27 protein-coding genes, 2 pseudogenes and 1 riboswitch are annotated in these 26269 nt (G+C 55.9%); of the genes and pseudogenes, 10 read left to right on the top strand and 19 right to left on the bottom strand.

The genetic code is table 11. The features are described 5' to 3' along the window. The first annotated feature begins 166 nt into the window (after positions 1-166). Positions 167-658 carry an RNA recognition motif domain-containing protein gene (locus tag WJM78_RS00405; RefSeq protein WP_042036224.1) on the top strand — a complete coding sequence of 164 codons (492 nt, stop codon included), beginning with the start codon at positions 167-169 and terminating at the stop codon, positions 656-658. 18 nt (positions 659-676) lie between these two features. Here WJM78_RS00405 and murI read toward each other — a convergent pair whose 3' ends face one another. From murI to WJM78_RS00390, 3 genes are all read right to left on the bottom strand, one after another. Continuing rightward, positions 677-1468, bottom strand: a complete 792-nt coding sequence (gene murI / locus WJM78_RS00400; protein WP_339012545.1) for a glutamate racemase — start codon at positions 1466-1468, stop codon at positions 677-679. 116 nt (positions 1469-1584) lie between these two features. Continuing rightward, complete coding sequence (locus WJM78_RS00395; RefSeq protein WP_339012542.1) at positions 1585-3420, bottom strand: TonB-dependent receptor domain-containing protein; 1836 nt, start codon at positions 3418-3420, stop codon at positions 1585-1587. Between the two features lie 52 nt (positions 3421-3472). Then, positions 3473-3650, bottom strand: a riboswitch (cobalamin riboswitch). A 36-nt stretch (positions 3651-3686) separates the two neighbouring features. Further along, positions 3687-4589, bottom strand: coding sequence for a LysR family transcriptional regulator (locus WJM78_RS00390; protein WP_042036231.1), 903 nt, complete (start codon positions 4587-4589; stop codon positions 3687-3689). A 110-nt stretch (positions 4590-4699) separates the two neighbouring features. Between WJM78_RS00390 and WJM78_RS00385 the strand changes: the two genes are divergently transcribed. The 4 genes from WJM78_RS00385 to WJM78_RS00370 all read left to right on the top strand — a co-directional run bounded on the left by WJM78_RS00385 (position 4700) and on the right by WJM78_RS00370 (position 7627). Further along, positions 4700-5626 (top strand): sodium-dependent bicarbonate transport family permease, encoded by a 927-nt coding sequence (locus WJM78_RS00385; RefSeq protein ID WP_339015991.1) that lies wholly within the window; start codon positions 4700-4702, stop codon positions 5624-5626. 4 nt (positions 5627-5630) lie between these two features. Further along, on the top strand, positions 5631-5933 hold the full coding sequence (locus WJM78_RS00380; RefSeq protein ID WP_005321666.1) for a P-II family nitrogen regulator: 303 nt from the start codon (positions 5631-5633) through the stop codon (positions 5931-5933). 63 nt (positions 5934-5996) lie between these two features. Continuing rightward, positions 5997-6506, top strand: coding sequence for a 5-(carboxyamino)imidazole ribonucleotide mutase (purE, locus tag WJM78_RS00375; protein ID WP_339012537.1), 510 nt, complete (start codon positions 5997-5999; stop codon positions 6504-6506). Continuing rightward, positions 6503-7627 carry a 5-(carboxyamino)imidazole ribonucleotide synthase gene (locus WJM78_RS00370; RefSeq protein WP_339012534.1) on the top strand — a complete coding sequence of 375 codons (1125 nt, stop codon included), beginning with the start codon at positions 6503-6505 and terminating at the stop codon, positions 7625-7627. Before purE ends, WJM78_RS00370 begins: the two co-directional genes overlap by 4 nt. Before the next feature lie 73 nt (positions 7628-7700). Here WJM78_RS00370 and WJM78_RS00365 read toward each other — a convergent pair whose 3' ends face one another. From WJM78_RS00365 to WJM78_RS00355, 3 genes are all read right to left on the bottom strand, one after another. Continuing rightward, positions 7701-8891 carry an L-lactate MFS transporter gene (locus WJM78_RS00365; protein ID WP_339012531.1) on the bottom strand — a complete coding sequence of 397 codons (1191 nt, stop codon included), beginning with the start codon at positions 8889-8891 and terminating at the stop codon, positions 7701-7703. 109 nt (positions 8892-9000) lie between these two features. Then, the gene (locus tag WJM78_RS00360) at positions 9001-9744 is read right to left on the bottom strand and encodes a LytTR family DNA-binding domain-containing protein (RefSeq protein WP_339012528.1); all 744 of its coding nucleotides are present in this window, start codon (positions 9742-9744) and stop codon (positions 9001-9003) included. A 46-nt stretch (positions 9745-9790) separates the two neighbouring features. Then, positions 9791-11464, bottom strand: coding sequence for a sensor histidine kinase (locus WJM78_RS00355; protein WP_181364877.1), 1674 nt, complete (start codon positions 11462-11464; stop codon positions 9791-9793). 164 nt (positions 11465-11628) lie between these two features. Here WJM78_RS00355 and WJM78_RS00350 point away from each other — a divergent pair. After that, positions 11629-12013: pseudogene (locus tag WJM78_RS00350) on the top strand (IS66 family transposase); the annotation flags it as partial. Between the two features lie 90 nt (positions 12014-12103). Here WJM78_RS00350 and WJM78_RS00345 read toward each other — a convergent pair. Together WJM78_RS00345 and WJM78_RS00340 are read right to left on the bottom strand one after the other, a co-directional pair. Then, positions 12104-12583 (bottom strand): hypothetical protein, encoded by a 480-nt coding sequence (locus WJM78_RS00345; protein WP_339012524.1) that lies wholly within the window; start codon positions 12581-12583, stop codon positions 12104-12106. Continuing rightward, entirely contained in the window at positions 12567-13238 is a 672-nt protein-coding gene (locus tag WJM78_RS00340; RefSeq protein WP_339015989.1) for a winged helix-turn-helix domain-containing protein, read from the bottom strand. The genes WJM78_RS00345 and WJM78_RS00340 overlap by 17 nt, the downstream gene beginning before the upstream one ends. Before the next feature lie 289 nt (positions 13239-13527). Between WJM78_RS00340 and WJM78_RS00335 the strand changes: the two are divergent. Together WJM78_RS00335 and WJM78_RS00330 are read left to right on the top strand one after the other, a co-directional pair. Then, positions 13528-13767 (top strand): annotated as a pseudogene (locus WJM78_RS00335) (transposase); the annotation flags it as partial. Between the two features lie 119 nt (positions 13768-13886). Next, positions 13887-14744, top strand: coding sequence for an IS5 family transposase (locus WJM78_RS00330; protein ID WP_339015987.1), 858 nt, complete (start codon positions 13887-13889; stop codon positions 14742-14744). Between the two features lie 131 nt (positions 14745-14875). Here WJM78_RS00330 and WJM78_RS00325 read toward each other — a convergent pair whose 3' ends face one another. From WJM78_RS00325 to WJM78_RS00295, 7 genes are all read right to left on the bottom strand, one after another. After that, on the bottom strand, positions 14876-15253 hold the full coding sequence (locus WJM78_RS00325; protein WP_339012521.1) for a PLDc N-terminal domain-containing protein: 378 nt from the start codon (positions 15251-15253) through the stop codon (positions 14876-14878). A 69-nt stretch (positions 15254-15322) separates the two neighbouring features. Further along, positions 15323-15547 carry a hypothetical protein gene (locus WJM78_RS00320; protein ID WP_339012518.1) on the bottom strand — a complete coding sequence of 75 codons (225 nt, stop codon included), beginning with the start codon at positions 15545-15547 and terminating at the stop codon, positions 15323-15325. 72 nt (positions 15548-15619) lie between these two features. Then, the gene (locus tag WJM78_RS00315; protein WP_339012515.1) at positions 15620-16108 is read right to left on the bottom strand and encodes a hypothetical protein; all 489 of its coding nucleotides are present in this window, start codon (positions 16106-16108) and stop codon (positions 15620-15622) included. An 89-nt stretch (positions 16109-16197) separates the two neighbouring features. Next, the gene (gene afaD, locus WJM78_RS00310) at positions 16198-16653 is read right to left on the bottom strand and encodes an AfaD family invasin (RefSeq protein ID WP_339012512.1); all 456 of its coding nucleotides are present in this window, start codon (positions 16651-16653) and stop codon (positions 16198-16200) included. A gap of 52 nt (positions 16654-16705) precedes the next feature. Beyond that, complete coding sequence (locus WJM78_RS00305; RefSeq protein WP_339012509.1) at positions 16706-19219, bottom strand: fimbrial biogenesis outer membrane usher protein; 2514 nt, start codon at positions 19217-19219, stop codon at positions 16706-16708. A gap of 75 nt (positions 19220-19294) precedes the next feature. Beyond that, positions 19295-19966 (bottom strand): fimbria/pilus periplasmic chaperone, encoded by a 672-nt coding sequence (locus tag WJM78_RS00300; protein ID WP_339012506.1) that lies wholly within the window; start codon positions 19964-19966, stop codon positions 19295-19297. A gap of 250 nt (positions 19967-20216) precedes the next feature. Beyond that, on the bottom strand, positions 20217-20729 hold the full coding sequence (locus WJM78_RS00295) for a hypothetical protein (RefSeq protein WP_339012504.1): 513 nt from the start codon (positions 20727-20729) through the stop codon (positions 20217-20219). Positions 20730-20887: 158 nt separating this feature from the next. Here WJM78_RS00295 and WJM78_RS00290 point away from each other — a divergent pair, with 158 nt between their 5' ends. Continuing rightward, positions 20888-21097 (top strand): hypothetical protein, encoded by a 210-nt coding sequence (locus WJM78_RS00290; protein ID WP_339012502.1) that lies wholly within the window; start codon positions 20888-20890, stop codon positions 21095-21097. 781 nt (positions 21098-21878) lie between these two features. On the opposite strand, the gene WJM78_RS00285 is transcribed toward WJM78_RS00290, so the two are convergent. The 4 genes from WJM78_RS00285 to ftnA all read right to left on the bottom strand — a co-directional run bounded on the left by WJM78_RS00285 (position 21879) and on the right by ftnA (position 24951). Then, positions 21879-22292 carry a hypothetical protein gene (locus WJM78_RS00285; RefSeq protein WP_339012499.1) on the bottom strand — a complete coding sequence of 138 codons (414 nt, stop codon included), beginning with the start codon at positions 22290-22292 and terminating at the stop codon, positions 21879-21881. Between the two features lie 477 nt (positions 22293-22769). Then, positions 22770-23954: an NAD(P)/FAD-dependent oxidoreductase gene (locus tag WJM78_RS00280; protein WP_339015985.1), complete on the bottom strand. Its 1185-nt coding sequence runs from the start codon at positions 23952-23954 to the stop codon at positions 22770-22772. 10 nt (positions 23955-23964) lie between these two features. Next, entirely contained in the window at positions 23965-24351 is a 387-nt protein-coding gene (locus WJM78_RS00275; RefSeq protein ID WP_339012496.1) for a hypothetical protein, read from the bottom strand. Between the two features lie 75 nt (positions 24352-24426). Continuing rightward, positions 24427-24951, bottom strand: a complete 525-nt coding sequence (gene ftnA / locus WJM78_RS00270) for a non-heme ferritin (RefSeq protein WP_042035624.1) — start codon at positions 24949-24951, stop codon at positions 24427-24429. A 208-nt stretch (positions 24952-25159) separates the two neighbouring features. On the opposite strand from ftnA, the gene WJM78_RS00265 reads away from it, so the two are divergent. Further along, the gene (locus WJM78_RS00265; protein WP_339015983.1) at positions 25160-26257 is read left to right on the top strand and encodes a GGDEF domain-containing protein; all 1098 of its coding nucleotides are present in this window, start codon (positions 25160-25162) and stop codon (positions 26255-26257) included. The last annotated feature ends 12 nt before the right edge of the window (positions 26258-26269 follow it).

Genomic DNA, 26269 nt, shown 5'->3' with positions numbered 1-26269 from the left:
GTTTTATCATCATTTAAGTGGGTCTTCCCCCATTAAGGGATGCCATACTGGAACGGATAATGTGTCCCAAGTGGTCCATGGTAGCGCCCGGCTGGAAAGCTGGTTACCATGGAGGTGAATAGAGTGTTGCACCTTTTTTGCTTTCATTTACAAAAGGTCTTTAAAGATGAATTTATCCAAGTTTCCCGTTTATGTGCAGGCGGCCATCCTTGCCCTGGTATTGGCGCTGGTTGGTTATCTGGTTGCCCAAGCTCTGCAGTTTTCTTTGAAAGCCGAAGTGATTTTTGCTGTGGGTCTGGCCATTGGTGGTTTCATCGTGCCGCTGCTTCTTAAGCGGACACCTGCCGCCACGGCAGAGCTGGTCTCCGGCCAAGAGACTTGCACCTTATATGTAGGCAACCTGCCCTATCGCGCCAACGAGATTGCAGTACGCGAGCTGTTTGCCGAACAAGGTCAGGTAATCTCTGTCCGTTTGATGAAGGACAAGGCTACCGGCAAGCGCAGAGGGTTTGGTTTTGTGGAGATGCCCGCTGCCGATGCAGCCAAGGCAATCACGGCACTCAATGACAAGGAGTATCAGCAACGTACCCTCAAGGTACGCGAAGCCAACGACAAGCGGGATAAGGATGAGAGAGAAGGGAGCGAGGTCGACGCCTGATCCCTTGGCGGTAACGAACTAGTACCGAACCTCTTCGAGTGATGACAGCCCCCAAGCTTGCAAGGGGGCTGTCAGTTTTTGGGCTTCTGCATCCAGTCGGGTGCAATAGGCCCTCGCCTGCACCACGGCCTGGGAAGGTTGCCCAGCGACCGTGGCCAGTAGATGGGCCACCCGTCTTGCCACCGCGTCCCCTGAATCCACCAGCTGACATCCTGGCATCAGTTGCCGGATCTCGTCATTGAGCAGCGGGAAGTGGGTGCAGCCCAACACCAGTGTATCCGGCCTTGCCTCTCCTTCCATCCAGTCCATCAGCACCTCCTGCAACAGCGCCATGTTTACCGGCCGTCCCGCCAGCTTGTGCTCGGCTTCGATCACCAGCTCGGTCGCACCCTTGAGCAACACCCGCTGGCCCGGGGCAAACTGGGTAATAAGGTGGTGAGTATATTCACGGCTGACGGTGCCCGGGGTCGCCAGCAGACCGATACACCCATTTTGAGTCAAAGCGACAGCCGGTTTGATGGCAGGCACCACGCCGACAACCGGAATGGTCAGGGCCGCACGCAAGGACGGCAGGGCTATGGTGCTGGCAGTATTACAGGCAATCACCACCAGATCGATGGCATGCTCGGCCACCATCTGACTGACCAGCCGGGTGCAAGCCGTAATGAGGGCAGCCTCACTCAACTCGCCATAGGGGAAATTGGCGTTGTCGAAACAATAGAAGTAGTTGTGTGCTGGCAGCGCACGGCGGATCTCGCGATAGATGGTCAAGCCACCCATGCCGGAGTCGAACACTAGAATATTGGCCACCTGACCTCCCCCTTTGGTGCAAGGTGGCGATCATACTCCCGCCTGCCGCCAATAGAAAAGGCCCTGCACATGGCAGGGCCTCGCTTTTTCTCTTCTATATATAGCTGCGCTGGCAATCAGAGGCGGTAGTCCGCCGTCAGTTTGAACTCGGTACCCGCAGATGCGTAACCATAGGCCGGGGTATAGTCACGATCGAACAGGTTGTCGATGCGACCACCCAGAGTGAGCTGAGGCGTCACCCCATAGCTGGCCGCCAGATTGATCAGGGTGTAGGAACCCAGTTCTACCCGCTCTGCCGGGAAGCTGCTGAAGTTCTTGTCATCCCGCTTGCCCACATAAAGCAGTTCGGTTGAAAGATCGACCTGACCCAGCTGTACCTGGGTCAGCCAGCTGACCTTCTGCTTGGCGCGGCGCAACAGTTGCTGGTCGCCATCGTTCTTGTCTTCGGTCTTGGTGTAATCGAAGCTGACGTCGTGATGGAGCGGTCCGGTTTCCAAACCCAGCGCCACTTCCACGCCGCGGATCTCGGCATCCGTGTTGTCAGGCTCGCAGCTGGAGAACGCACTCTGACAGGCGATAAGGTTCTGGATCTTGTTGCGATACAGGTTCAGCGACCAGTCCCAACCGGTATAACGACCGCTGAAGCCCAACTCCAGGTTCTTGCTCTCCTCCGGTTTCAAATCAGGACTCTCATAACCGGGATAGTAGAGATCGAGGAAGGTCGGCGCCTTGAAGCCGGTGCCATAACTCAACCGCACATTGTGGTTGTCATCTATGTCCAGACCACTGGCGGCAGACCAGGTGTTGTGACGGCCATACTGCTGGTTGTCATCGGTGCGACCCGAAAGCTCCCACAGCAGAGCCTGCCAGCGATAGCTGCCCACCGCAAACAGACCCGTGTTGTCGCGATCGGGGGCATTGAACGCCTGACCAGCGCTGCGCGAGTTGGATTTCAACTGCTCCTGCTGCCAGTCTGCACCACCGGTCAGATTGAGCCCCTCAACGCCGCTCCAGCTGTTGATCCAGGAGAAACGGGTCAAGCCGGTGTGGATCGGCTGGGCGCTGGATTCCCCCTTGCTCTCCAGCCAGCTCTTCAGCTTGTTCTCGCCATAACTGGCCTCCAGCCGGCTGGTCAGCGTCTCGCTCTGAAACTTGAGACCGCCATCATACTGGAAGGCCTGTACGCGACTCTGATCGGCCGACTGATAGGCATCATCTATCTCGGTCTGGTTGTCGTAGCCCTGGGCGTTGAAGTCCGCACTCCAGGCATCATTGAAGGCGTGGTTCAGCCCGATCTGGCCGTGCAGACTGTCGAAGCCATCCCGATCCGGCTGCTGGGCATTGGCCACCACATCGAAACCATCGGTACGCTCGTATCCGATCATCATATTCATGTCGGTCTGCTGACCCAGGGCCTGCACGGTACGCGCCTGACCCTGGCCATAACCATTGCTGCCCACGCCACCTTTCAGGTGGGTCTCGTTGCCATGCTTGGCGGAGGTTTTGGTGATGAGGTTGATAACGCCACCGATGGCATCGGAACCATACACCGCCGCTCGTGGGCCACGGATATACTCGATGCGCTCGATATTGCCGAGCGGGATTTGGCTGAGATCGGGCGTGCCCGCCACCATGGCGGCGATGGGGCGCCCATTCATCAGCACCAGCGAATGGTTGGAGTTGGTACCGCGGATGAACAGGCTGCTGATGTGGCCCCGCCCTCCCAGAGTCGCCATCTGCACGCCAGGCAGGGTTTTCAGCAGATCAGGCAAACTCTGTACCTGACGAGATTCGATCTCGGCGCGCTCGATCACCACAACGGGCGCCAGCACCGAGCTGACCGGTTGTTCCACGCGATTGGCGGTGATCACCAGGGTAGGATTGACGGGGATGGTCGTCTGGGCGAAGGCAGCCGTTGGCAACAGGGCTGCCACCAATAATTTCTTGGACATGAGAGATCCTTAAGTTCGCGTAAGCATCTACTTCGTGGCCGGTTTCTCTCGGCCCGAAATATGAACTTTGGCAGGTCTTCGGGCTGAGGGGCTGATGGCCTAACGCGACGGCTTCCCACCTGACGGCAGTGCCCTGATGTCACTTCGTTCCCCCTTACCGCTGCGCGCCAGCTCCGGATTTTCACCGGATTCCCTATTAAGCATGATGCGCCAAAGCGGCGAGGATTATAGGCAGAGCCAGATTGGATGTATAGCCATCCAGATTTCTATTTATGCTTTTCCATCTCTACCAGCCGCTGTCTGGCGCCCTCTATCACCGCCTGTACACCGGGGTGGGAGAGTTGGCGGCCAGCAGAGACCAGATAATAGGAGAGCGTGACCTCGGGCAAGGTGGCGAGCAACTCGACGCCATAGAGGCGCTCAATCTCGTCACGCATCGCAAGGGGGGCTGGAAAGATCCCCATGCCCGCCTTGCCGAACGACTTCATCAGGGTTGAGTCGTCAAACTGACCGACCAGATGGGGATGTATGCCCTGCTGGCGATACCAGGCCAGCAGCCGGTCATGGGTGGCCGATTTCTCTCCGGGAATAAGCAGCGGTAACCCCTCCAGCGAGGCGGGAAAGCCATCCCGCGCCCGCGCCGCCAGCGCCGGGCTCGCAAACAGTGCCAGCGGGCTACGCCCCAGTTCATGGTTGTAGCCACGTACGCCGCTGTCCGGTGGCAGTGGGCGATCGATCAGCACCATGTCCAGCTTGTGGCGGGCCAGCTCGCTGAATAGCTGTTCGGCCCGCTCTTCATGGCAGATCAGCCGCACCGGCGTCGCCAGCGCCATGGCGGGGGCCAGCAGCTCGAACGCCAGGGTGCGGGGCACGGAGTCGGCAATCCCCACCTGCATGATCAGCTCCTGGCTGGCGTGGCGCAGGGTGTGTTCCAGCTCGGCCCCCAGCGAGAAAATCGCCCCCGCCTGCTCCTGTGCTTGCCGTCCGGCGACGGTCAGCACGAGGCGTCGACCCACTCTGCTAAACAGCGCGACCCCGAGGGAGATCTCCAGCTCGGCGACCTGACCGCTGATGGTTTGCGGCGTTAGATGAAGCTGTTGCGCCGCCTGCGTCACGCTACCGCAGCGCGCCACATGCCAGAAATAGTAGAGCTGTTTGTAGTTGAGCATGCCATCCCTTATCAGTTTTTACCGAACAACCATCAGTCACAATCTGATTTTATCGAAACATCGCGGGCTCTAGCATGCAATCATTATCTGCACTCCTCCTGCGAGCCATCATGCTGGATGTCGTTGTTCTCTTCTTTCTATTCGGGCTGCTGGCCGGTCTGGTGCGCTCCGAGCTGAAATTACCGCCCGCGCTCTACGATACACTCTCCCTTTTCCTGCTGCTGGCCATCGGCCTCAAGGGCGGTGTCGGTCTGGCCCAGCAATCCTTGTTGCCCCTGCTGCCACAGCTGGCGCTGGTAATCCTGCTTGGCGTGATGCAGACCCTGCTCGGCTTTGCCGTGCTGCGCATCAAGATGAACCGGGTGGATGCCGCCGCTACCGCAGCCCATTACGGCTCGGTCAGCGTGGCCACGTTTGCGGTCGGGGTGAACTGGCTGACCGAACGGGGTATCGGTTTTGAATCACAACTCTCTATCTTCCTGGCGGTAATGGAGATCCCGGCCATCCTGGTGGGGATAGTGCTAGCCCGTGGCATCAGCCGCGAAACTCGCTGGCGCATGCTGGCTCACGAATCTTTCCTCGGCAAGGGGGTGACCCTGCTACTGGGCGGTATGGCCATCGGCTATCTGGCAGGCCCCGATGGCGTTGCCCCGCTCAAACCGCTGTTCGTCGACCTGTTCAAGGGCGCGCTGGCACTGTTCCTGCTGGAGATGGGCCTCATCGTCGCCCGCCAGTGTCAGGACTTGCGCAAGCATGGCTTCTTCCTGCTCGGCTTCGCGCTGTTGATGCCGCTCGCTTCAGCGGGACTAGGATTGGCAGCTGGCCAGCTGATGGGGCTCTCCCTCGGCGGTCTGACCCTGCTGGCCACCCTGGCGGCCAGCGCCTCCTATATCGCCGTGCCGGCCACCATGCGTATCGCCCTGCCACAAGCCAACCCGGGGTTGTCCCTCAGCGCCGTGCTGGGGGTCACCTTCCCGTTCAACATCATGCTGGGGATCCCGCTCTACCACAGCTGGGCCCGCCACTTCACGGAGTAGCAACATGCAGACCGAGACCCGCACCCTGCTGACCGTTATCACGGAAGCAAATCTGGAGCCTACCCTGCTGCGCACCCTCACCCGCGAGGGGCTGCGCGGCTACACCATCACCGATGCCCGCGGCCGGGGTGATCATGGCGAGCGCAACGCCAGCTGGAGCGAGAGCGGCAACATCCGGCTGGAGGCGATCTGCAGCCGTGAGCAGGCGGAGCGGCTGCTGGCCCACCTGCAGAGTCGCTACTACCCCGACTACGCCATGATCGCCTTTCTGCAACCGGTCGAAATCGTGCGACCCGAGAAATTCTGAGCCGGCTTGCCGGCTCTTTTTGTTTACCAAAAGCAAACGTTTAACAGCAAGGAACCAACAAACATGAACACCCCTCCCCTGATTGGCCTGGTGATGGGCTCCGACTCCGACTGGCCCGTGATGCAGGCCGCAGCCCGCATCCTCAAGGAGCACGGTGTGCCCTACGAGGCGCGCGTGGTGTCTGCCCATCGCACGCCGGATCTGCTGTTCGAATATGCCGCCAGTGCCCGCGAACGCGGTCTGCGCGCCATCATCGCCGGGGCCGGTGGCGCCGCCCACCTGCCGGGTATGGTCGCCGCCAAGACCACGCTGCCAGTGCTGGGAGTCCCCATTCCCTCGCGTCAGCTCAAGGGGATGGACTCGCTGCTCTCCATTGTGCAGATGCCCAAGGGGGTGCCGGTCGCTACCTTCGCCATCGGCGAGGCGGGGGCAGCCAACGCCGGACTGTTCGCGGTCTCCCTGCTGTCGGTCACCCGGGACGAGGAGGCTCCCCGCTACCAGCAACAGCTCGACGACTTCCGTGCCAACGAGCGTGACCGGGTGCTGGCGCTGCAACTGGAGGAGCCGACATGATAGTGCCACCCGCCACCCTCGGTATGCTCGGCGGCGGCCAGCTTGGCCGCTACTTCGTGATGGCCGCCCACCGCCTCGGCTACAAGATGGTGGTACTGGATCCCGACCCGGCCAGCATCGCCGGTGCCGCCGCCGATCACCATATTGTCGCCTCCTATGACGACCAAACGGCCCTGCACGATCTGGCCAGCCGCTGCGCCGCCATCACTTGCGAGTTCGAGAACGTACCCGCCGCCACCCTGGCACTGCTGGAGCAACGCAAGCCGGTGCGCCCGGCCGCCAGCGCGGTGCGTATCTGTCAGGATCGCCGCGAGGAGAAAGCCTTTCTGCGCGGAGCAGACATCCCGGTTGCCCCCTATCTGGCGCTGCTGGCGGAAGATCCCATCCCCGCACAGGCCAGCGAACTCTTCCCCGCCATCCTCAAGACTGCCCGCGAGGGGTATGACGGCAAGGGGCAGTGGCAGGTAAACAATCTGGACGAACTGGCAACGGCGCTGGCAGGCAGTGGCGTGCCCTGCGTGCTGGAAAAGCGGCTGGCGCTGGAGGGGGAATTTGCCCTGACTCTGGCCCGCAGCCCAGGCGGCGCCATCAGCGCCCTGCCACTGGTGCAGAACTGGCACAGCGGCGGCATTCTCGACCAGACTCGCTCACCGGCCAATGCACCGGCGCTGGAGAGTGAGGCCAAGCGCATTGCCGAACATCTCATCGCCGCCCTCGACTACGTGGGGGTACTGACGGTGGAGTTCTTCCTGGTGGGCGGCCAGCTGTTGGTCAACGAGATGGCGCCCCGCCCTCACAACTCGGGCCACCCCAGCCTCGACAACGCCGAATGCAGCCAGTTCGAGTTGCAGGTACGCGCCCTCTGCGATCTGCCGCTGCCAGAGCAGATCGCTGTGCGGCCCGCCCTGTTAATCAACCTGCTGGGAGATCTCTGGAAAAACGGCACGCCAGACTGGGCCGCCCTGCTGACGCTGCCCGGTCTGCATCTGCACCTGTATGACAAGGGCAAACCCCGCCCCGGCCGCAAGATGGGCCACATCACCATCACAGGTGATAACTGGTCAACGGTGGAGAATACCTGCCGTCAGGCCCGTCTGTTGCTGGGGCTAGCGCCACGCTGATCGACCATCCGAAATGCAAAGACCCGGGCATAGCCCGGGTCTTTGTTATTGCTTGCTGTGGCAGTGAGGGTAATCAGGCCCGCGCCACCGATACCGGCGCCGGCAAACGGATGGTCAGGGAGAGCACCAGCGCCACCACCAGCAACACCAGGATCAGGTTGAAGGTCGCCATAAAGCCACCAAACAGGAAGGCCACGATGGAGCCGATGATGCTGCCCAGACCAAAGCCCAGATAGATGACGCCGTAGTTCTTGGTCAGGTTGTTGAGACCGAAGAAGTCACTCACCAGTGAGGGATAGACGGTGATGGTGCCACCGAAGCTAAAGGCCACACAGGCTACCGCCACGAAGAAGAGATTGGCATTAAGCGGCACGAACAACAGCAATCCCATGCCACAGAGCATGATCAGCTGGGCGATGGTGATGACCCGGATGCGGGACATCTTGTCAGAGAGGATACCCAGCACCAGTCGCCCCCCCAGGTTGGCCATGGCGATCACCGCGACCGCATTGACAGCCACTGCAGCCGACAGACCCACCATGTTCTCGCCGATATCCTTGGCCACACCGATGACATAGAGGCCGCTCATGCAGGTGGTGAGGAACATCAGCGCCAGCATCCAGTACTGCGGCTTGCGCATCGCTTCGGCCAGGGTGAAATCACGGCGCTCGGTCTGCTGCGCCGAAGCGGCCTGCTGGGGTGCATCCTTCATCAGCATGCCACCCACCAGCACCATGGACATGGTGATCAGCCCCCACAGCTGGAAGGTGGTCTCAAGGCCGGAGCTGGAGAGCAGCAGCAGGTTGATATATTTGAAGCCGAGACTACCGAGGCCATAGGCACCGATGGAGCAAGCGGAGATGAGCCCTTTGCGCTCCGGGAACCACTTCACGCAGTTGGAGAGGGTCATCAGATAGCCGGTACCGTTGGCAAAACCGACCAGAATGCCCGCGCAGAGATAGAGCATCACCAGATTGCTGGCGTGGGCGGTGAGGAAGAGGCCAATGCCGAGCAGCACGCCGGCCCCCAGGGTGACATTGCGCACCCCGAACCGCTCCTGCAGCTTGCCCGCCATGCAGGAGGCCACCGCCAGAGAGAGGCTGAGCAGGCCAAAGGCGAAGGCCACCTGGCTCACCGGCTCGTCCAGCTTGTCGGAGAGCTGGGCGTTGAACAGGCTCCAGGTGTAGACAGAACCCAGTGCGAACTGGGTGATGATGGTACCGATCAGTGTCAGGTACCGGGTGCGGTTCAGATCGATGGTCATGATGCGTCTCGGTCGATGGCCTTCAGGAAAGTGAGGCCACTATAGGCAAGACGCCGCGCGCGCCGACCGATTAAGGCATGAAATGCAGATCGGCGGGAATGAATGACAATCAGAGCCGCATCAGCTGACGGAACGCCTTGATGTTGCTGCGGCTCACCGGCACCTCGAACGGCAGATCATGGAGCCGGATGAGATAGGTGCTGTTAAACCAGGGCACTATCTCGCGGATCTTGTTGATGTTGACGCAGTAGGAGCGGTGACAGCGGAAGAACCCCTCGGCAGGCAAGCGGCTGACAAACTCGCTGATGGTCATGGTCATCACGTAGCGATCGGTGAGGGTGTAGACATAGGTGAGCTTCTCATCCGCCTCTGCGTAGTAAATCTGCTCGCAGGGGGTGACTATGATACGCTCCCCCTTCACCAGATTGACGGTGCGATTCTGCGGGCTGATCACGTCGCCGCTCGCCTCCCCCGTAGTGGCTGGCTGCGACTTGCCCGCATGCTCGAGCTTTTGCAGCAGATTGATGATGCGCGGCTCGTTGTAGGGCTTGAGGATGTAGTCGAACGCCTCCAGCTCGAACGCCTCCACCGCAAACTCCTTGTAGGCAGTGACGAAGACGATGTGGGGCGGGTGACTCGATTTGTGCAGGTTCTTGGCCAGCAGCAGGCCGTCGATGGAGGGGATCTGGATATCCAGAAACACCACATCCACCTCGTGATCCTGCAGGTATTTGAACGCCTCCAGCCCATCCTCGAAGCTCGCCACTATCTCGATGGTGCTGTGCTGATTCACCAGATAGATGAGCTCCTCGCGAGCCAGATATTCGTCTTCGACAATAATGGCTTTCAGCATGACAACACCTCTCGCGGCACACACTTATCCCCAACCATGATGGCACTCAGCATGGCATCGACTCCTGATCCGGCAGATAAAAACAGACTTCGGTACCCGGCTCCAGCCGCTTGAGCTGCAGGCCGTCGCCATAGAGCAGTTTGACCCGCTGATGCACGTTCATCAGACCGATGCTGCGGCTCTCTACCCGACCGGCGGCCACCCCGTCGATCACTGCCTGACTGATGCCATAGCCGGTATCCCGCACCGATACCCGGATGCCCCCCGCCAGCTGTTTCACCTCGATGGTGACCCGACCCGGCGCACTGCGAGGCTGGATGCCGTGCAGGATGGCGTTTTCCACCAGCGGCTGCAACAGCAGGCTCGGCACCTGGATGTGGACATCGTCCACCTCGAACACCACCTCCAGCTTGTCGCCGAAGCGGGCCTGCTCGATGGCCACATAGTCGCGCACCTGCTGCAGCTCCTCCTGAATGTCGATGAGCTCATCCCCCTTGTTGAGGTTGTAGCGCAGGTAATCCGCCAGATTGGCGATCAGCTGGCGTGCCTGCTGGGGCCGGATGCGGATGAGCGACGAGATGGCATTGAGGGCATTGAACAGGAAGTGCGGGTTGATCTTGCTCTGCAGCGCGGTGAACTCCGCCTTGCGGGTCATCTCTTTGAGTTGCTCGATGCGCGACACCTCCATCTGGGTAGAGATGAGCTGGGAGAGGCCCACCGCCATCTCCCGCAGCGAGCTGGTGATGCTGTGGGTGCGGCGATAGTAGATCTTGAGGGTGCCGCTCACCGCGCCGTTTTCCCGCAGCGGAATAATGATGACAGAGTGAAAATCGGAAAGGTGATATTGGCGCAGATCGTTGTTGATGATGATCTGGTCGAGCAGCACCGCCTGCTGGGTCATGCCGCTGATGGCGTGGTGCTCGTCCAGCTCGTAATAATCCTTTCCCACCCCCACGTAGGCCAGCACGTCATGGGTATCCGTGATGGCCACCGCATCGGCGCTGATATCGCGCCGGATCACCTCGCACACCTGACTGAGAGAGTGGCGATCGATGTTCTGGAAGAAGGGCAGCGTCTTGTTGGCGATATCCAGCGCCAGCTTGGCCTGCTTGGCGGCAATCAGCTCTTTCTCGTCATCCAGATCCTGCACCAACTTGATGATGAGGCCGATGCAGAGCGCCCCGGCGATCATCGGATAGGCGATGTGGTTGACGATCTCCACCCCTACCCCGTGGGGCTCGGTCAGCAGCAGGATCAGCAGCATGGTCAGTCCCTCGCACAGCATCCCCGCCAGAATGCCGTACAGCCAGAGTCGCGACTTGCGACAGCGCAGGTGCAACCAGGTAGCCAGCAGGCCGGCGATAATGCTGGCGATGAGGCAAGGGATCGAGGTGTGACCATCCATATCGATGAGGTAGCGGTGCAGCCCGGAGATGACCCCGGCCGGAATGCCGACCCAGGGGCCAAACAGGATACCGCCGGAGATGATGGCGATGATCCGCACGTTGATCAGCGCCCCCTCCACCGGAATGCCGGTGTAGGTACTGTATACGGCGAACAGGCAGAAGATGGAGGCCACCAGCACCAGCTCGGCCGGAGTGTGATCACGCTTCTGAAACAACCGCTGGAACGGCCGGGTGCGGGTCAGAAAGAACAGAGTCATCAGCATCAGCGCCGCCCGTTCGAATACCGCCAACAACATCATCTGATTTTCGAGCAAAACCGGGATCCCGTATCAATGCATGAAGATATGTGCCAAGGCCTGGGATCATACCCCGTATCCCGTGCCAGCTCATTGCGAATAACGGGCGTCAGGCTAATTGGCTCTGGTGGAAGAAACGGGCCATCAGGGTATCGCCAAAAATCAACAAGGTAAGGTAGACGAAGCTCAGGCGCTATCGGCAAAGCTGGCGAAAGCAGTTAGAGCAAGGGGCCGTGCTATGCTCGAAGCGCTACCGGGGGCGCTGTGAGTGGCTCATCTAAGGATGACAAGATACTGTGGCGGTTTATGAGTGAAGACAATATCCCACTGACAAACAACGAGGCGGAACGAGCGCTGCGTGGCTATATGCTGTGGCATAAAGGGAGCAATGGGGTGTGTTCACATCGAGGGGAACGGTTTCGCCAGCGAATACTGTCATGGGTGGAGACGGCCAAAAGAGTGGGGCCTGGTCCCCAGGAGTGGCTACACGCCATCGTCAGGGCTTGTATCGAGACAACGGATTACCCCATCCCTGTCAACTTGTGTGTATCAAGCCCCTACCGGTGAACGGTTACAATTTTAATGCCTCCTTCTTCTCTGAATTTCATTCAGGTTAAAAGAAAAAGTGTCCTATTTGATAACTGATTGGTAATACGATTAATCGTCATTCACACAGAGAAAGCTTGCAATGCCATTCGACTCTACAATGTAGTTATGTTTGTTTATACGGTAGATTGATATTAAAAGGTTACTGCCAACCGTAGACATAAAGGCAGGCAAGGGTACATATAAGTTATTTCTGTCTACCTCATCAGACATGCCAACTTCAATACCTGTGAAGGTTAAGATTAGATTGTTATCAATGTCAGAAATGTTAAATAGTAATCTTCTGGCTAAACGAGAAGATACTCCATCTTCGGTAACGTTACCGTTCAGGATCATAAACCCCTTGCTGTTATCAAAAGTGATTTCGATATTTGATTTAATGCTGTAATTTTTATTGTGAGTGTAATGCACACCATTGCAGTGAAGGATTTTAACACTTTTTTCATCAATGAAGTGAAAATAAAGGAAACAGGCTGAAATAATAAGAAAAACAGTGCCGAAAATTATAATATATTTAAGGTTGAGTTTCATCAAGTTCACCATAATTAATGAAAATTTCAGTTTTACAGTCGTTTTGCTCGGTGTAGTTCATATCATTCTTACATGATATTATTGATACTGTCGCATGTCGCTCACTATAACTGATATAAACATAAGGGTAATTTTCACATTCCAAAGGGAGTGTTCTAATTAAACGATTAACTCTCAGATTGTTTTCTATGCTTTTATTTTCTGTGCTATTAAAAACACTACACCCATTAATTTTTGATATAAATACAAAGTCCTTTGGGTAATGAGTAACCCTCCAGGGCGTGCTGCTATAGTCATAAAACAAAATGCCAAATAAAATAACAACCAGAGATGATGATAATATCAAATGATAAATAATAGGTTTTTTTTCTTTAACTGGTTCAGTTTTCTCTGGAGTGACTTCATTATTTTCAACATAATTCTCCGCTACACTGGTAACCGTAAAAACAAATCCCTTACCCCTGAGGGTTTTAAGTGATTCACTGGGGATGCCAGAGTCTTGAAGGGCTTTTCGTAACAGAGAGACATTCTGATATAAAGTGTTTGGTGTTACATTTACACTGTTTTCACCCCATACTATAGCGTATAGTTCTTCTTGTGAAACTGCCATCCCCATTCTTGTGATAAAAGCCTCGAATAACTGTGCAGTTGGCATGTTAATTTTAATGGTGTTCCCCGTTAAAGAAGACGATATGTCTCCACTTTCGGGGTAAAATAAAACGCTATCATTTATATTGTAACACTTAATCATCTCAATCGGCTTCCGATAACATCGATTAAAGCCTCATTATAGATAAATCACCATAATGCGCCACAATAATGAGCGGCTGTTTATCCTTTGAATGGGCGTTATTAGGCGTTGATGCCAAAATCGATGCGGCTTAAATGGAACCAACTGAAAACGTGGCAATCTGATCACCATCATTCCCTTCAAGTCAGCACTCATGGGCAAGCAGCTTCACCCCATATACGACAAGCCTCTCGTCCACCGTGGCTCTCTTACCTTCCGGGTTGATGCGGATGCCATGAACAACGGGTTCCACTACGACCATCGCGGGCGACGGGGCCGCAGCCAGCGCTACACCGACCGGATCATTTGTACCTTCCTGATACTCAAGTGGATTTTAAACCTCACCCTGCGGGCCGCACAAGGGTTATTTGACTCCCCGCCCCAGCTTATGAATGGTCATCGTTTAGCGAGAATGGGTTGACATGGGCGTTGCTTCCCAAATCGATGCGGCTTGAATGGAACTAACTGAAAATGTGGCGCTCTGATCACCACCATTCCCTTCAAGTCAGCATCATGGGCGAGTCGCTTCACACCATCACCAACTGGCCTCAATACAACAAGTCTCTGATTAACCCTGGCTCTCTCACCTTCTGGGTGGATGCAGACGCCATGGACAACTGGTTTCACGGGCGACCGGGACGTAGCCAGCTCTCCATCGACCAGACCATCTCTGCCTTCCTGATGATCAAGGGGATTGTCAGCCCCACCCTGCGTGCAACAACGGGGCTACTCAACTCCCTGTTCGCGTTGATGAATGTGCCGCTATGCGCCCCCGGTGACAGTTGCGTCAGCAAGCGGGCCCGCACGGTAAAGGTGGCGTATCGGCAGCCATCTAAAGGGAAGGTTACCAACTTGGTTATTGATTCAACTGGCCTGAAGGTGTTTGGCGAAGGCGAGTGGAAAGCCAGAAAGCACGGTGCCGAAAGACGGCGAGTGTGGCGCAAGCTGCATCTGGCGGTGGACCCAGCAACCCACGATATCGTGGCAGCAGAAGTGTCATTGGAGAATGTCCATGATGCCGAGGCGTTACCGACATTGCTCAATCCTCTGTGGCGCAAGCTGGGTACCATTTATGCAGACAGCGCCTTTGACAGCAACGCCAGCCATCAGCTGATAGCGCGCAGAGGGGCGACATCCGGTATCCCACCTCGCAAGAGCGCCGGGCTATGGAAAAAGGGACACGCGAGAAATGCGGCTGTACTGGTGATGCGAAAAGAAGGGCGGCCTCATTGGAAGAAGATATCGGGGTATGACCGTCGTTCGCTGGCGGAGACGGCGATGTTTAGATTCAAGCAGTTGATGGCGGGGAGAGTCAGCCTGCGAAAATATAACGGTCAGGTGGGGAAAGTGATGGCGTATGTGACGCGATAAACAAACACCCTTGGTCTGCCTGTCAGAAAACCCCAAGTGTGGCGGTCACTTGGGGTTGGGGACGTTGTAACCTGATGGCTGATATAGGAAATAACACCCGGTTGAGCGCCAACATGCGGCGCTGCATGTGCTTAGACCAGTGCTTTGGCTTTGAGTTGGGCATATTCATCGGCATTGATCGCGCCATTATCGAGCAAGACTTTGGCTTCCCAGATCTGCTGGGCCGATGATTTACCCGCCACTTGCCGAATATAGTCTTCGGTATCTGATTTGGCCCGCTGCATCGCATCACGTTGACGCCGGGCCATGCCTGCGCCGTTGCTAACAATGTAAATCAGCGCGGTAAACATCGGCAAAAATATCAGCCCGAGGATCCACAGAGCTTTAAATCCGCCGCCCATTTCAGTGTTGCGAAACAGATCGCCGACGATCTGGAACAGCACCAAAAGGTAAGCGATAAAGATAAAACTTGAGAGTATTAACCAGAAGAAATCCCAGAAATTGCTCATGTTAGAGCGGCTCCTTTACGTTGCCTAATTGGTAGAGGTGTCGCCGGCGCAAACTCGCCGGCGATAGTGTTACTCGGGCTTGCGCATCACGGCTTTTAGCCAGCCGCGCAGCAGCGACCAGAGTACGCTGCCGGTGAGCATGCCAAGCACGTAAACACCGACGATCAGCAGCGACGCCGGCAGCGTCAGGCTCATATTAAGCAGCGAAACGGTGACAAGGCTTATATTTTGAATTTTAAACAGCAAAACAGTCGTCGTGATGGCGATGATTAACGCGGCGTAAACGTAACGCATAGACCCCCTGTACTGATGATTAAATGTCTCAAAAATAAATTTAATATATAGCTTAATGTATGGGTAGGATATCTAGCCTGTTATTTTAGCACAGTATGTCATTGGCATTGTTTTTGTTGACAAATAATATCCTTTTTCATTTTTTGTCAACATAATCACCATGGTATTATCCGGGGTAATATAAAAATCCGAAAATAGCGTTCCTGATAAAGAAGTGATATCAATATCATCAACCTCCGTCTTCCAATTTCTTTTTGAAATCAATATGATATCACCATTCACAATGTTGACATCAAAAAGGACCCGGCGGCTAATTGCACCATGATAAATACCCTTGCGATAGATGTTCCCATCAATATAGAAAACGCCATTTTTATGACTCATTGAAAGTTCAACTTTCACATTGGCCGAAAGGTCAAGGCCGGCTCTGTTTATGAGCACATTTGCAGTGCATCTTGTTATTTCATCATGTTCATCATCACCCCAAAAGTTAGCGATAAAAATAAGTGGGACCATGATAAAAATGAAAGGCACAACCCCACCCCATCTTGATATTAACAATGGAATCACCTTTAATAATCATATTTTCTGGATAAAAGCCTTTAGCAAAGGCTAATCAAGCGAAAAATCTCTTGGATTATTTTTTATTGTTACTTCAGGGTAAATAATACCGCACCTTTTAATGCCAGTGAGTAATGATCGGCTATCACCGTCTGATCCCCATCAACCACCACATCAAAAGTGGCACTGTTTCCGCCATAATTCAGGATAATCCCTTTGCCTCCGTCATTGTCTGGCTGCCAGTCTTGATGCTCTATCCGTATGCGCAACTTATTGTTGCTGTTATTTTGCCCAATCAGCACATAACGGTTAGGCTGCGACCCTGACTTGGTAGCATCACTCCATACCTGAAAGCCAAGGTGCTCGCCGTCATACCCTATCCGCCCCTGGCCAATACGAAATTCACCGTTGATACGGCCAGAGAGCAGGCCACTGTTTATTTGCAGATTAAGCTGCGGGGTATCCGCAGCCTGTGCTAACGATAATCCAGCGCCGCAAACAGCGAGCCAGACGCCAAAACCCCAATAAAAAAACCGCTTTAGCATAATTGCCTCTCGTTACAGTAGCCTGCTTGGCAACTGCTCTGGTTAATTGCCGCTAACTGCACACTGAGTTCATGACATACATATCCGCAGAGCCACGCTCTTTCGGCAACTGGAAATTCACACGGCACTGTTGTTGTTGGCTTTGCCCCCACCTTACTGACAACTCCCCTTTTGCCGGTAAGCCGGTCAGATAAACCACGCCGTTATTATCTACAACCCCGGCAATCGTCGCCTGCTCTCCCAGCATGGCTATTGCCCCGAACGGCACGCTAGTACCATCCTCGCGGGTCAGCGTCATCAGCGCTCGCGCACCAATACGGGTGGCAAACGTTGCCGGGATCACCGCGCCCTGAGTGGGCACAACCGTCATATCCGTCTGCGTGATTTCCGCATTCGAGGGAAAATGGCTCGGATCCAGACTCACGTTGTTTTCCTGATACGGGTTGAGATTAGCCTGTGTGGTATAACCACGAAAATCTGTTCTCACACCGGGCCACCCGCCGACCTGAACGCCTGAAGCACCCGGAGCCTCCACCAATGCCACGGTATCACTCAGCGGCTGACCAAAGGTAACACCGTTACGGTGCATGACCATGCCGCCCGACACATCGGCCCCCATTTGTCGGATGTTGGAGCTATAGCTGTAGTTACCCCCCATCTGACCGTAACCACCGTGCCATCTCAGCTGCAGTCTGCTGTTGTCACGCTCACCACTATCCACACCCGAGCGATAACGCTGGCTAGCATCCCAAGACAACCGGCGATCAAACGCCAGGCCATTAAGCCCGACTTGTTGGGTATCATTGCCATTCGACGGGGAGACGAACTGGTAGGTCGCATGGGTGGTGCCACCCAGCAAGCGATGCAGCGGCATACTGAACATCACGCTGGTGATGTTATCGTTTTGTTGCTCACCGACAACGCTGGCACGTCGGTTCTGCGTCCAGTTCAGTGACAGGAATCCCCCGGCCACCCCAACACCATAGCTGGCACCAAACGAATCATTATTGCCAGAACGATCCCGGAAGCTGTCGCGGGTGCCATTCAGGTTGACATATCCCCACTCCCCCAGGGACTGGCTCAAGGTCAGCGTGGTGCTCGCTTTACGCTGATCCTGATTGTTGTCATAGCCATCGGCATTATTGCGATAGCTGCCCAACACGTCAGACAGCGTCCGGTAGCCAGACGAGCTGTACTGGGCATTAGACAACGACAGCGTGGTGTCGGTCGCGTCTACCGTTTTACTGTAACGCGTGCGCCAGGCTCCCCCCGTCTCGCTCTCCTCCCCCTGGCGTTGCCCGCGTGCTGTCGTGCTATCTACCGACACACCGCCCCAGCTCCCCAAAGAAACGCCAAGACCCAGTGCTGCCGATTGGTAATGATCGGCGCCTTGTGCGCCGCCATACACCGTCAGGTTCCAGGGCAAACCATACATCATGGTTGCCTGGCCAACCGTGGCTTCATCGACGGAGGAATCTGCCGCACGGTATTGCCCGGCCATCAGATTGTATTTGAGATAGCCTTCACGCAGCGCAATGGCTGGCGTGTTAAAGGGCACAGTAAATATTTGCGGGTTGCCGTCGGTTTCCCATACGGTAACCTGCAAATTCCCGCCAGACATACCCGGCGATAAATCATTTAACGCAAATGGGCCCGGCGCCACAGTAGCATTATATATAGTGAAGCCATTCTGTTTGACTTCCACCCGCGCCTGGGTGCGCGCAATACCACGCACCACGGGCGCAAACTCGCGCTGGTTAAACGGCACCATCGCCTCATCCGAACCCAGCATTGCCCCACGAAAAGGCACGCTGTCAAAAATATCTGATGGGGTATAACGCTCCCCCAGCGTTACGCGGCTTTTGAGGTCATACAACCCATACTCCGCGTAGGTATACGCCGTTTGCCATTTGCCTTCCTGCTCGCCCGACTTCTGCCAAGTCGTGGCATTACGCAAACGCCATGCCCCCAGGTTAGCGCCGGGTTGCAATTGAACAAAACTCGAATCGCTGCTGGCACTCGCCCCGGTGCGATATTCTGTCCGGTTAGTGTTGGCCTGATAGTTCATCAACAACACCGGAATGCCATCATCCCATAACTCTCTGGGCGCAATACCGGTCACCTTTGGCCGTAATGAGACCTGCGGAATGCTTAACAGCAGTTTTTGCTCATAGAACTGAAAATCCACCGTCGCGTGTGGAATAGCGGATAAGGTCGCACAGGCATCTGTTTGCGCATTCGCCTGTGGCTGCTTGCCCGCGGACAAAAGAGGATAGTTTTCAACTCTGACACCATAACGTGTCAGCATCTCCACACTCAGGCAGGGTTGCAGAAACGGCTGGCCTTGCGCATTGGTCTCCTGCCGGAACAGCACATCGCGGGAACCGACCCGATCACCATTGACCAGGATATCAACAGGGTAGACCCCCGGCAGTTGCGCCCCCTGGTTAAACAGGGCCACATCTACGTTGTCTATACCCAAACTGGATACATCAAAGGTATAAGTGCGCGCATCGACCGAGCAGCACACCAAGCTCACAGCCAAACCTGGCAATAAACACTTCATATTGCGTCTATCTCTCATCAAGTGACGTTGATAACCCGGCAGTGTCTTGCAGCCAACCCATGGCTAACCCTGCGACTAGAGCGATGTCTGATACATACGGCTCTGGCCGCCAACATCGGTAACCACTTGCCACTGCACTTGTCCAGCCGCCCCTTTGGGCAAGGTAAAGCTGTGTGAAGAGAAGGGGGCAATATGTTGCAGTTGTTCAACATTCACTCCCCCCACGGTCACCCGGCTCAGGTTCATATAGAAGGGGGTCGGATTATTGGCATTCAGGGTATTGCCCTGCCGCGTCCAGACCAGTGATGAGGCACGGTCCGCCAATTGCCCGATGCCGGAAGGGCGAACCAGCAGCTTGATGCAGCTCTGCACACTGACCTGCACATGCAGCTCCACCGCTTTAGGCGCTGCAGATTTGCCCTCTTTATCCGCGGCCCAGGCATCATCGCTCTGGGGGGGAATGCCGGTGACACACAACCAATGCAGCTTTTCACGATCGCCCGGCAGTGGGCCGCCGGTGTGCACCACCCGCAGGCGGCTTTGCTGCTGCCCATCCAACCGGAACAAGGGCGGTGTCACCAAAAACGGGGCCACTGTGGTTCTATCTTCGGCAAACACCTGTGAACGCACCAGAATAGGGTAGTTCTGCTGATTATGTACCGCGATGCTGGCACCACTGGCAGCCGGGTTATAGATAAGCCGGCTGGCTCCCAACTTCAGCTCAAACGCTTGGGTAGCGGTTTCCACCGGTTGCTCGGCTGCATAAACGGAGCCAACCGTTGCACAAAGCGGGCTCAGCACAATACCCAGTGCAAGTAATGGTAATTTACGTTTATTGTTTATATATCTTGTTATTAACATAAAAACACCCAATTATTAAACAAAAACTGAAAATTTCATTTTAGCTAAAATGGTGTAGCAAGGATTTATTTCTCTAGCAGGTTGTCAGAAGGGATTAACATATTAGCGCGGCAACAACCGTTACCGCGCTGTAAGTTTACGCTTCCCAGCTTTGAGCTTTAACCTGGATTTTATAAGTGTCCGGAGCTACAGTGATGCCACTCAAGAGATTAATCTGATAATTAAACATGGTAGTTGACGTCGCTTTCGATAAAAGCACAGATGAGGTATTACCTATTGTCTCCAAGGTTGTAGCAGTATCCCCGGCTACCGCGGTAAAATATACGGTAATTTTGTTGGTCGCGGTATTACCAGAGATCTCTCTCTGAAGAGGAGTACTCTTGTCCACTCCACTGACCCAATCAAGTCGCATCTTATTAGAAGTAGCAGCTGACAACACAATATTCCCTGTAGCTATCATTTTTGTCGATGGATTAAGCCCCGATGCAAGCCCGGTTACAGGTGTGAGGGCATGAGCAAACTCGTTAGCTGCTTGAAAAATGACGTTCGTTTCTGCCACTACAGGACTACCTACTGCGCCTGCAGCAGAGGCCGCGCCGGAAGAAAGTGCCATAGTCAAAGCCAAAAGAGACAGTGCATATTTTTTCATTTTGGTACCCTATATTAAAAGTAATGAATTAAAACCCACATCGAATATTCGATGCTTACTCGCCAACACTTTTTTACCTACACGCCCTGCGCTTTACCTACGCACGGTGCATACTGCACTGTTGGTTTCGATGTTGATACTGCCTCAAGCAGCCCAGAATGATGAGTGAACTCGTTTTATTAAGATTTAATAATATTGATAAAAACCAATGGGTTGAGCTGTGCGCTCGCCCGCAGCGGCCTGACCGCCGTGGTTTAGGGTATGCAGAACAAGCAGTTACCCAAGGTCCCTTGGTCTCTCTTTTTGAAGCCACCGAACATGGCAGGCGACTGTGGCATCCGTCACCAAACAGGCGAGAAAAGGGATAAATGGCTTGCACATCGACAACAAAGCCACGTTGTCGCCCCCGATGCCCGGGTTTGATGCACCCGCGCTGATGCCAGCGGCTGGTGATCGCACGCCGTGGCCCCTGTTTATGCCCCCTGCAACAATCTTATCTCTTCCTTATTCAGCAACCGTGAGCTGCTCAGAGAGACGTTCACTCTCTGTATGGCAATCTGCTTTTTCACAAAAAATACATAAAAATCATAAAGATAAATTTAACTTCAGGAATAGCGGCACGGTGCACTTGCTTGTGCCAAGGCACACGCCATGTTGGCAAGCACTTGCGGGGGATAAAGCGTGCCCACGCTGGCGCAGCAGCGACGCCGGCGACGGTAACGAGAGGCGGTGATATGCACGCGATTTTTATGGGGGGTTTGGGCAGTCTCACTGGCTGCTGGCGCGGCTGGATTGTCGTTAGCGCAGGCTGCGGCTATCCCGCCGCTTACTCTGCACATACACAGTGGCCTGTGCTCTGGTCATATCGCTCTGGTCATATCGCTCTGGTCATATCGCTCTGGTCATATCACTCTGGTCATATCACTCTGATCATATAAAGGGTGAATACCGTGTTGGCCAGCGGGGACAGGGTATAATGGCGGGCACCCCGGCTATCAGGGATGGCTTTTTATCATGCCAGCGATCATGTAATACGGACGGGATCATGCAACAGGCAAAGGGGGATAAAGAGACTGGCGCCTCTTTATTTCATGCCCCCAGTAAACGGTGACTTAACATGTGATAACGACATGCTCGATATAGCTATTGTTATAATGCATACAAATAGGCATTAATAACAAGTTGATATGTCCCTGCTGCCACCCTTTGCGAGTGAGCCGCACGCACGACGTAGCTCCAATCACTTTTTGGCTCAGTGGCCGATAGCACGAACGCATTTATCGCGTTATCCACTAAAAAAGTTTGCCCCGCATCAGGATTAAAGAAGGAGACTGTTAATGTATTATTGGGGTTTTCCAACGAAGGGATGATATGGCTATTCGTCGTATCTGGCGTTCCCGACGCCCAGGCTAACGCTATCGATGTTTCTTTAGGTATCGTTTGCACATACCCCAGGGCGACGGGTGTTCCTTCATTTAACTGGCCAGCAATCAACCCCCGCTCTGGCACCAAAGTGTGGCTGACACTTTGCGGATCTGAAATAATGATATCGGCGGTAGCCAAGGTCGGCACACTTAAATTCTCGGCTTGAGATTAAAAAGCCAGCGCCATCATAGCAATAACGGCCATTTTCATATATTTCATATCGCTCCCTAACGCCAAGGTTGAGCAAAGCAGGCTGCTTTTTTCAGGAAAACCTATCCTATGGCCAATAATAGCTACTCGCTCCCACTTTCATCACCCATTATTGTCATCAGCAACCATATTCATTATTGAAAATAACAAACCGTTGTAATATCCAACCATAATCGGGACAGGCGTCAAGAACATGGCCCGCTTGTGTCCTCCCCCCACAGAGGAACAAAGGAACAAAGGAACAGCTAAACACCAGGCTCAGGTCTGGATTGTCAGCGTCCAGGCGGTCCATCCCACCTTGCCCTTATGGCACGGCACATGCCGCAACGGTAACCGCCGCGCCTGACTCAACAAAGGGTATAAGGTAGCCCGTTGCCCGTTCTGCCCGCTGGGCACAGGCTCCGATCAGCAGTATTGCCCCGCCACCCAACCCGATGACCAGGCCCACTGGAAGTTGTAGCCACCGAGCCAGCCGGTCACGTCCACCACTTCGCCGATAAAGTAGAGACCGGGCACCTTGCGCGCCGCCATGGTCTTGGAAGAGAGCTCGTTGGTATCCACGCCCCCCAGCGTCACCTCGGCGGTGCGATAGCCTTCGGTGCCGTTCGGCAGGATCTGCCAATCCCCCAGCAGGGTGGCGATGGCCTCCAGCTCCCGTTCGTTGTACTGACGCATGGGCTTGTTATTCAGCTGGCCCAGCTCCACCAGCTTGTCGACGAAGCGCTTGGGCAGCTCGCGTCCCAACACTGTCTTCAGCTCCTGCGCAGGATGGGCCTGCGCCCATGCCTTGAGGGCCGCCGCAATATCCAGCTCGGGCAGCAGGTTGAGGTGGATCTTCTCCCCCGCCAGCCAAAACGAGGAGATTTGCAGTATGGCGGGGCCGGAGAGGCCACGGTGGGTGAACAGCATGGCCTCCTTGAAGCGGGTGCCATCTTCGGCGGTCACGGCCACCGGCAGGCTGACCCCGGCCAGATCGGCAAAGGCCTCCTTGTCGGCCTGATGGAGGGTAAAAGGCACCAGACCGGCGCGAGTGGGCAGCACAGCAAGGCCGAATTGCTCCGCCAGCTTGAAGCCATACGGGGTGGCACCGAGCTTGGGCATGGAGAGGCCGCCCGTGGCCACCACCAGCGAGTGGCAGCTTATCTCCCCCTGGCTCGTCGCGAGCACAAAGCCGGTATCAGACTGGCTGACGCTCAGGATCTCGGTCTGGAACTGCAGGGTCACCCCGGCCCAGTCGCACTCGGTGAGCAGCACGTCGACTATCTCCCTGGCGCTCTCGTCACAGAACAGCTGGCCCAGCGTCTTCTCGTGGTAGTTGACCCCGTGCCGGTCCACCAGATCGATGAAGTCCTGCTGGGTATAACGCGCCAGCGCCGACTTGCAAAAATGGGGATTGCCCGAGAGGAAGGCGTGGGGCCCGGTCTGATGGTTGGTGAAGTTGCAACGACCCCCCCCGCTGATAAGGATCTTGCGGCCCGGCTTCTTGGCGTTGTCGAGCAACAGCACGGAGCGGCCCCGATAGCCGGCCTGCTGGGCACACATCAAACCGGCCGCACCGGCCCCGATCACCACCACATCAACCTGCTTCATCATCACTCACTCATCCAAATAAAAACGGCCCCGTTATACGAAAGACCGTCATTGTACCCAGCAGAAGCCACCGCAGCGGTTTCATGGCAGCATCAATAGAAAACGGCCCCGTTATACGAAAGACCGTCATTGTACCCAGCAGAAGCCACCGCAGCGGTTTCATGGCAGCATCAATAGAAAACGGCCCCGTTATACGAAAGACCGTCATTGTCCCCAGCAGAAGCCGCCGCCGCGGTTTCATGGCAGCATCAATAGAAAACGGCCCCGTTATACGAAAGACCGTCATTGACCCCAGCAGAAGCCGCCGCAGCGGTTTCATGGCAGCATCAATAGAAAACGGCCCCGTTATACGAAAGACCGTCATTGTACCCAGCAGAAGCCGCCGCAGCGGTTTCATGGCAGCATCAATAGAAAACGGCCCCGATACGAGGGGCCGTTATTGTACTGGCTGAACACTAAGTGTCCACGACTATCAGGCGTTGCCATCCATGACGCTGGCAGGGGCGCCCTTGGCCAGCTCGGCCAGCTCCTTGTCGATGAAGTAGAGACCCTTGCCATCCTCACCCACCAGCGACAGACGGTCGACGATGCTCTTGAACAGCTTCTCCTCTTCATGCTGCTCGGCCACGTACCACTGCAGGAAGTTGAAGGTGGAGTAGTCCTGGGTAGTGAACGCCACATGGGCCAGGCCGTTGATGCACTTGGTGATGTGGTACTCGTGCTCCAGGGTGGTGCGGAAGATGTCACCCAGCGAGTTGAACTCGTGGGGAGGCGCACCTATGGCGCCCAGCATCGGCATGGCACCGGTCTCGCTCACGTAGGTGAACAGGCGCTCCATGTGCTGACGCTCCTCGACCGCGTGCTTACGCAGGAAGGTGGCGGCCCCTTCGAAACCCTTGTCCTCGCACCAGGCGCTCATCTGCAGGTAGAGATTGGAGGAATAGAATTCAAGATTAATCTGCTCGTTCAACTTCTCGATCATGGCTTTGGCCAACATGATGATTCTCCACTGTGATTTGGTCACGATTGTCGCCACTGTTTCATCACGAATCAACCAGATACGACAGCCCAGGCTCTTAGTTGTGACAGCTTGCACCTCATCCTGCCCCCCATACGGTTATAGAGAAGCAAAGAAACATGGTGTAGGTGGATTCAGCCATTATGATGGCCCCAGTGGTCGGGGAAAGGATTCAATGAGATTCATAATGGCACTGGCACTGCTCTGGATAACCCAGTTGCAGGCCACTCCCTCCTTGCAGGAAGAGGCTGAATGGCAGGCGGGGCGCGATCCCGTCGGCTATCTGCGGCGCCTCGATGCCCACCCACAGCAGGATATGGAGGAACCGGATAAGGCTCTCGCCCTGTTGACAAAGCGCAAGCCAACCGTCACCGACCACCTGATGCCGGACTCCGGGTGGCATGCCCTGAACGGGCTCGCCCTCTATCGCACCGGGCACGTCAGTGTCAGCAGCAAAGCGCTGCAAGCCAGATTGCTGGCCGATCAGGGGCGCTATCCCGAGGCCTATCAAGCGCTGATCGACTACATGCGCGAGTACAAGCAGCACTTCAACCAGACCCCGAGCCAGCATGCCGCCGCCTTCCAGGCCGAGATGGATCTGGCCCGCAGCGAGGCCAGCAACCGGGCGCTGCAACAGGAGAACGAGCGCCAGCGCAAGCAACTGCTGCATCAACAGAGTGCCCGCAACTACCAGCTGGTGCTGGTCGGCCTGCTGGCCAGCGCCCTGCTGCTGCTGGGGATCACCACCCACAGGCTGCACCGCAGTTCACGCCACCTCTACAAGCTCGCTACCTTCGATCAGCTGACCGATCTGCCCAACCGTCGCGCGCTGCTGGAACGGCTGGCCACCCGGTGGCAGCAGGAGGGCCCGCTCACCCTGCTCATCATCGACATAGATCACTTCAAGCAGATCAACGACCGCCATGGTCATCAGGCAGGGGACAGGGCGATCCAGCTGCTGGCGCGGGAGCTGAGATCCTGGGCACCCGACCTGCAACTGGTCGGGCGTTGGGGAGGCGAGGAGTTTCTGGTGGCGGTGCCGCTGCCGGCTGAGGATTGCTGGCACCTGGCCGAGCAGCTGCGCCAGCGGATTGCCCTGCTAGACAACCCCCGCATGACCATCAGCACAGGGGTGGCCGGGCGCTCACCGGCCGACGAGAGGCTGGGCCAGCTTATTCACCGGGCCGACATGGCCATGTATCAGGCCAAGCGCCAGGGCCGCAACCAGACCATATTGGCGACGATCCCTTCGGCGCAGGATGAACTGGCCAGCAGCGTGGCCTGAATAAACGGGAGG

It is taken from the genome of Aeromonas popoffii (genome assembly GCF_037818705.1).
GTDB classification, from domain to species: domain Bacteria; phylum Pseudomonadota; class Gammaproteobacteria; order Enterobacterales; family Aeromonadaceae; genus Aeromonas; species Aeromonas popoffii.
The sequence above is the reverse complement of the archived record's forward strand: the minus strand, read 5'-3'. Positions and strand labels throughout refer to the sequence as shown.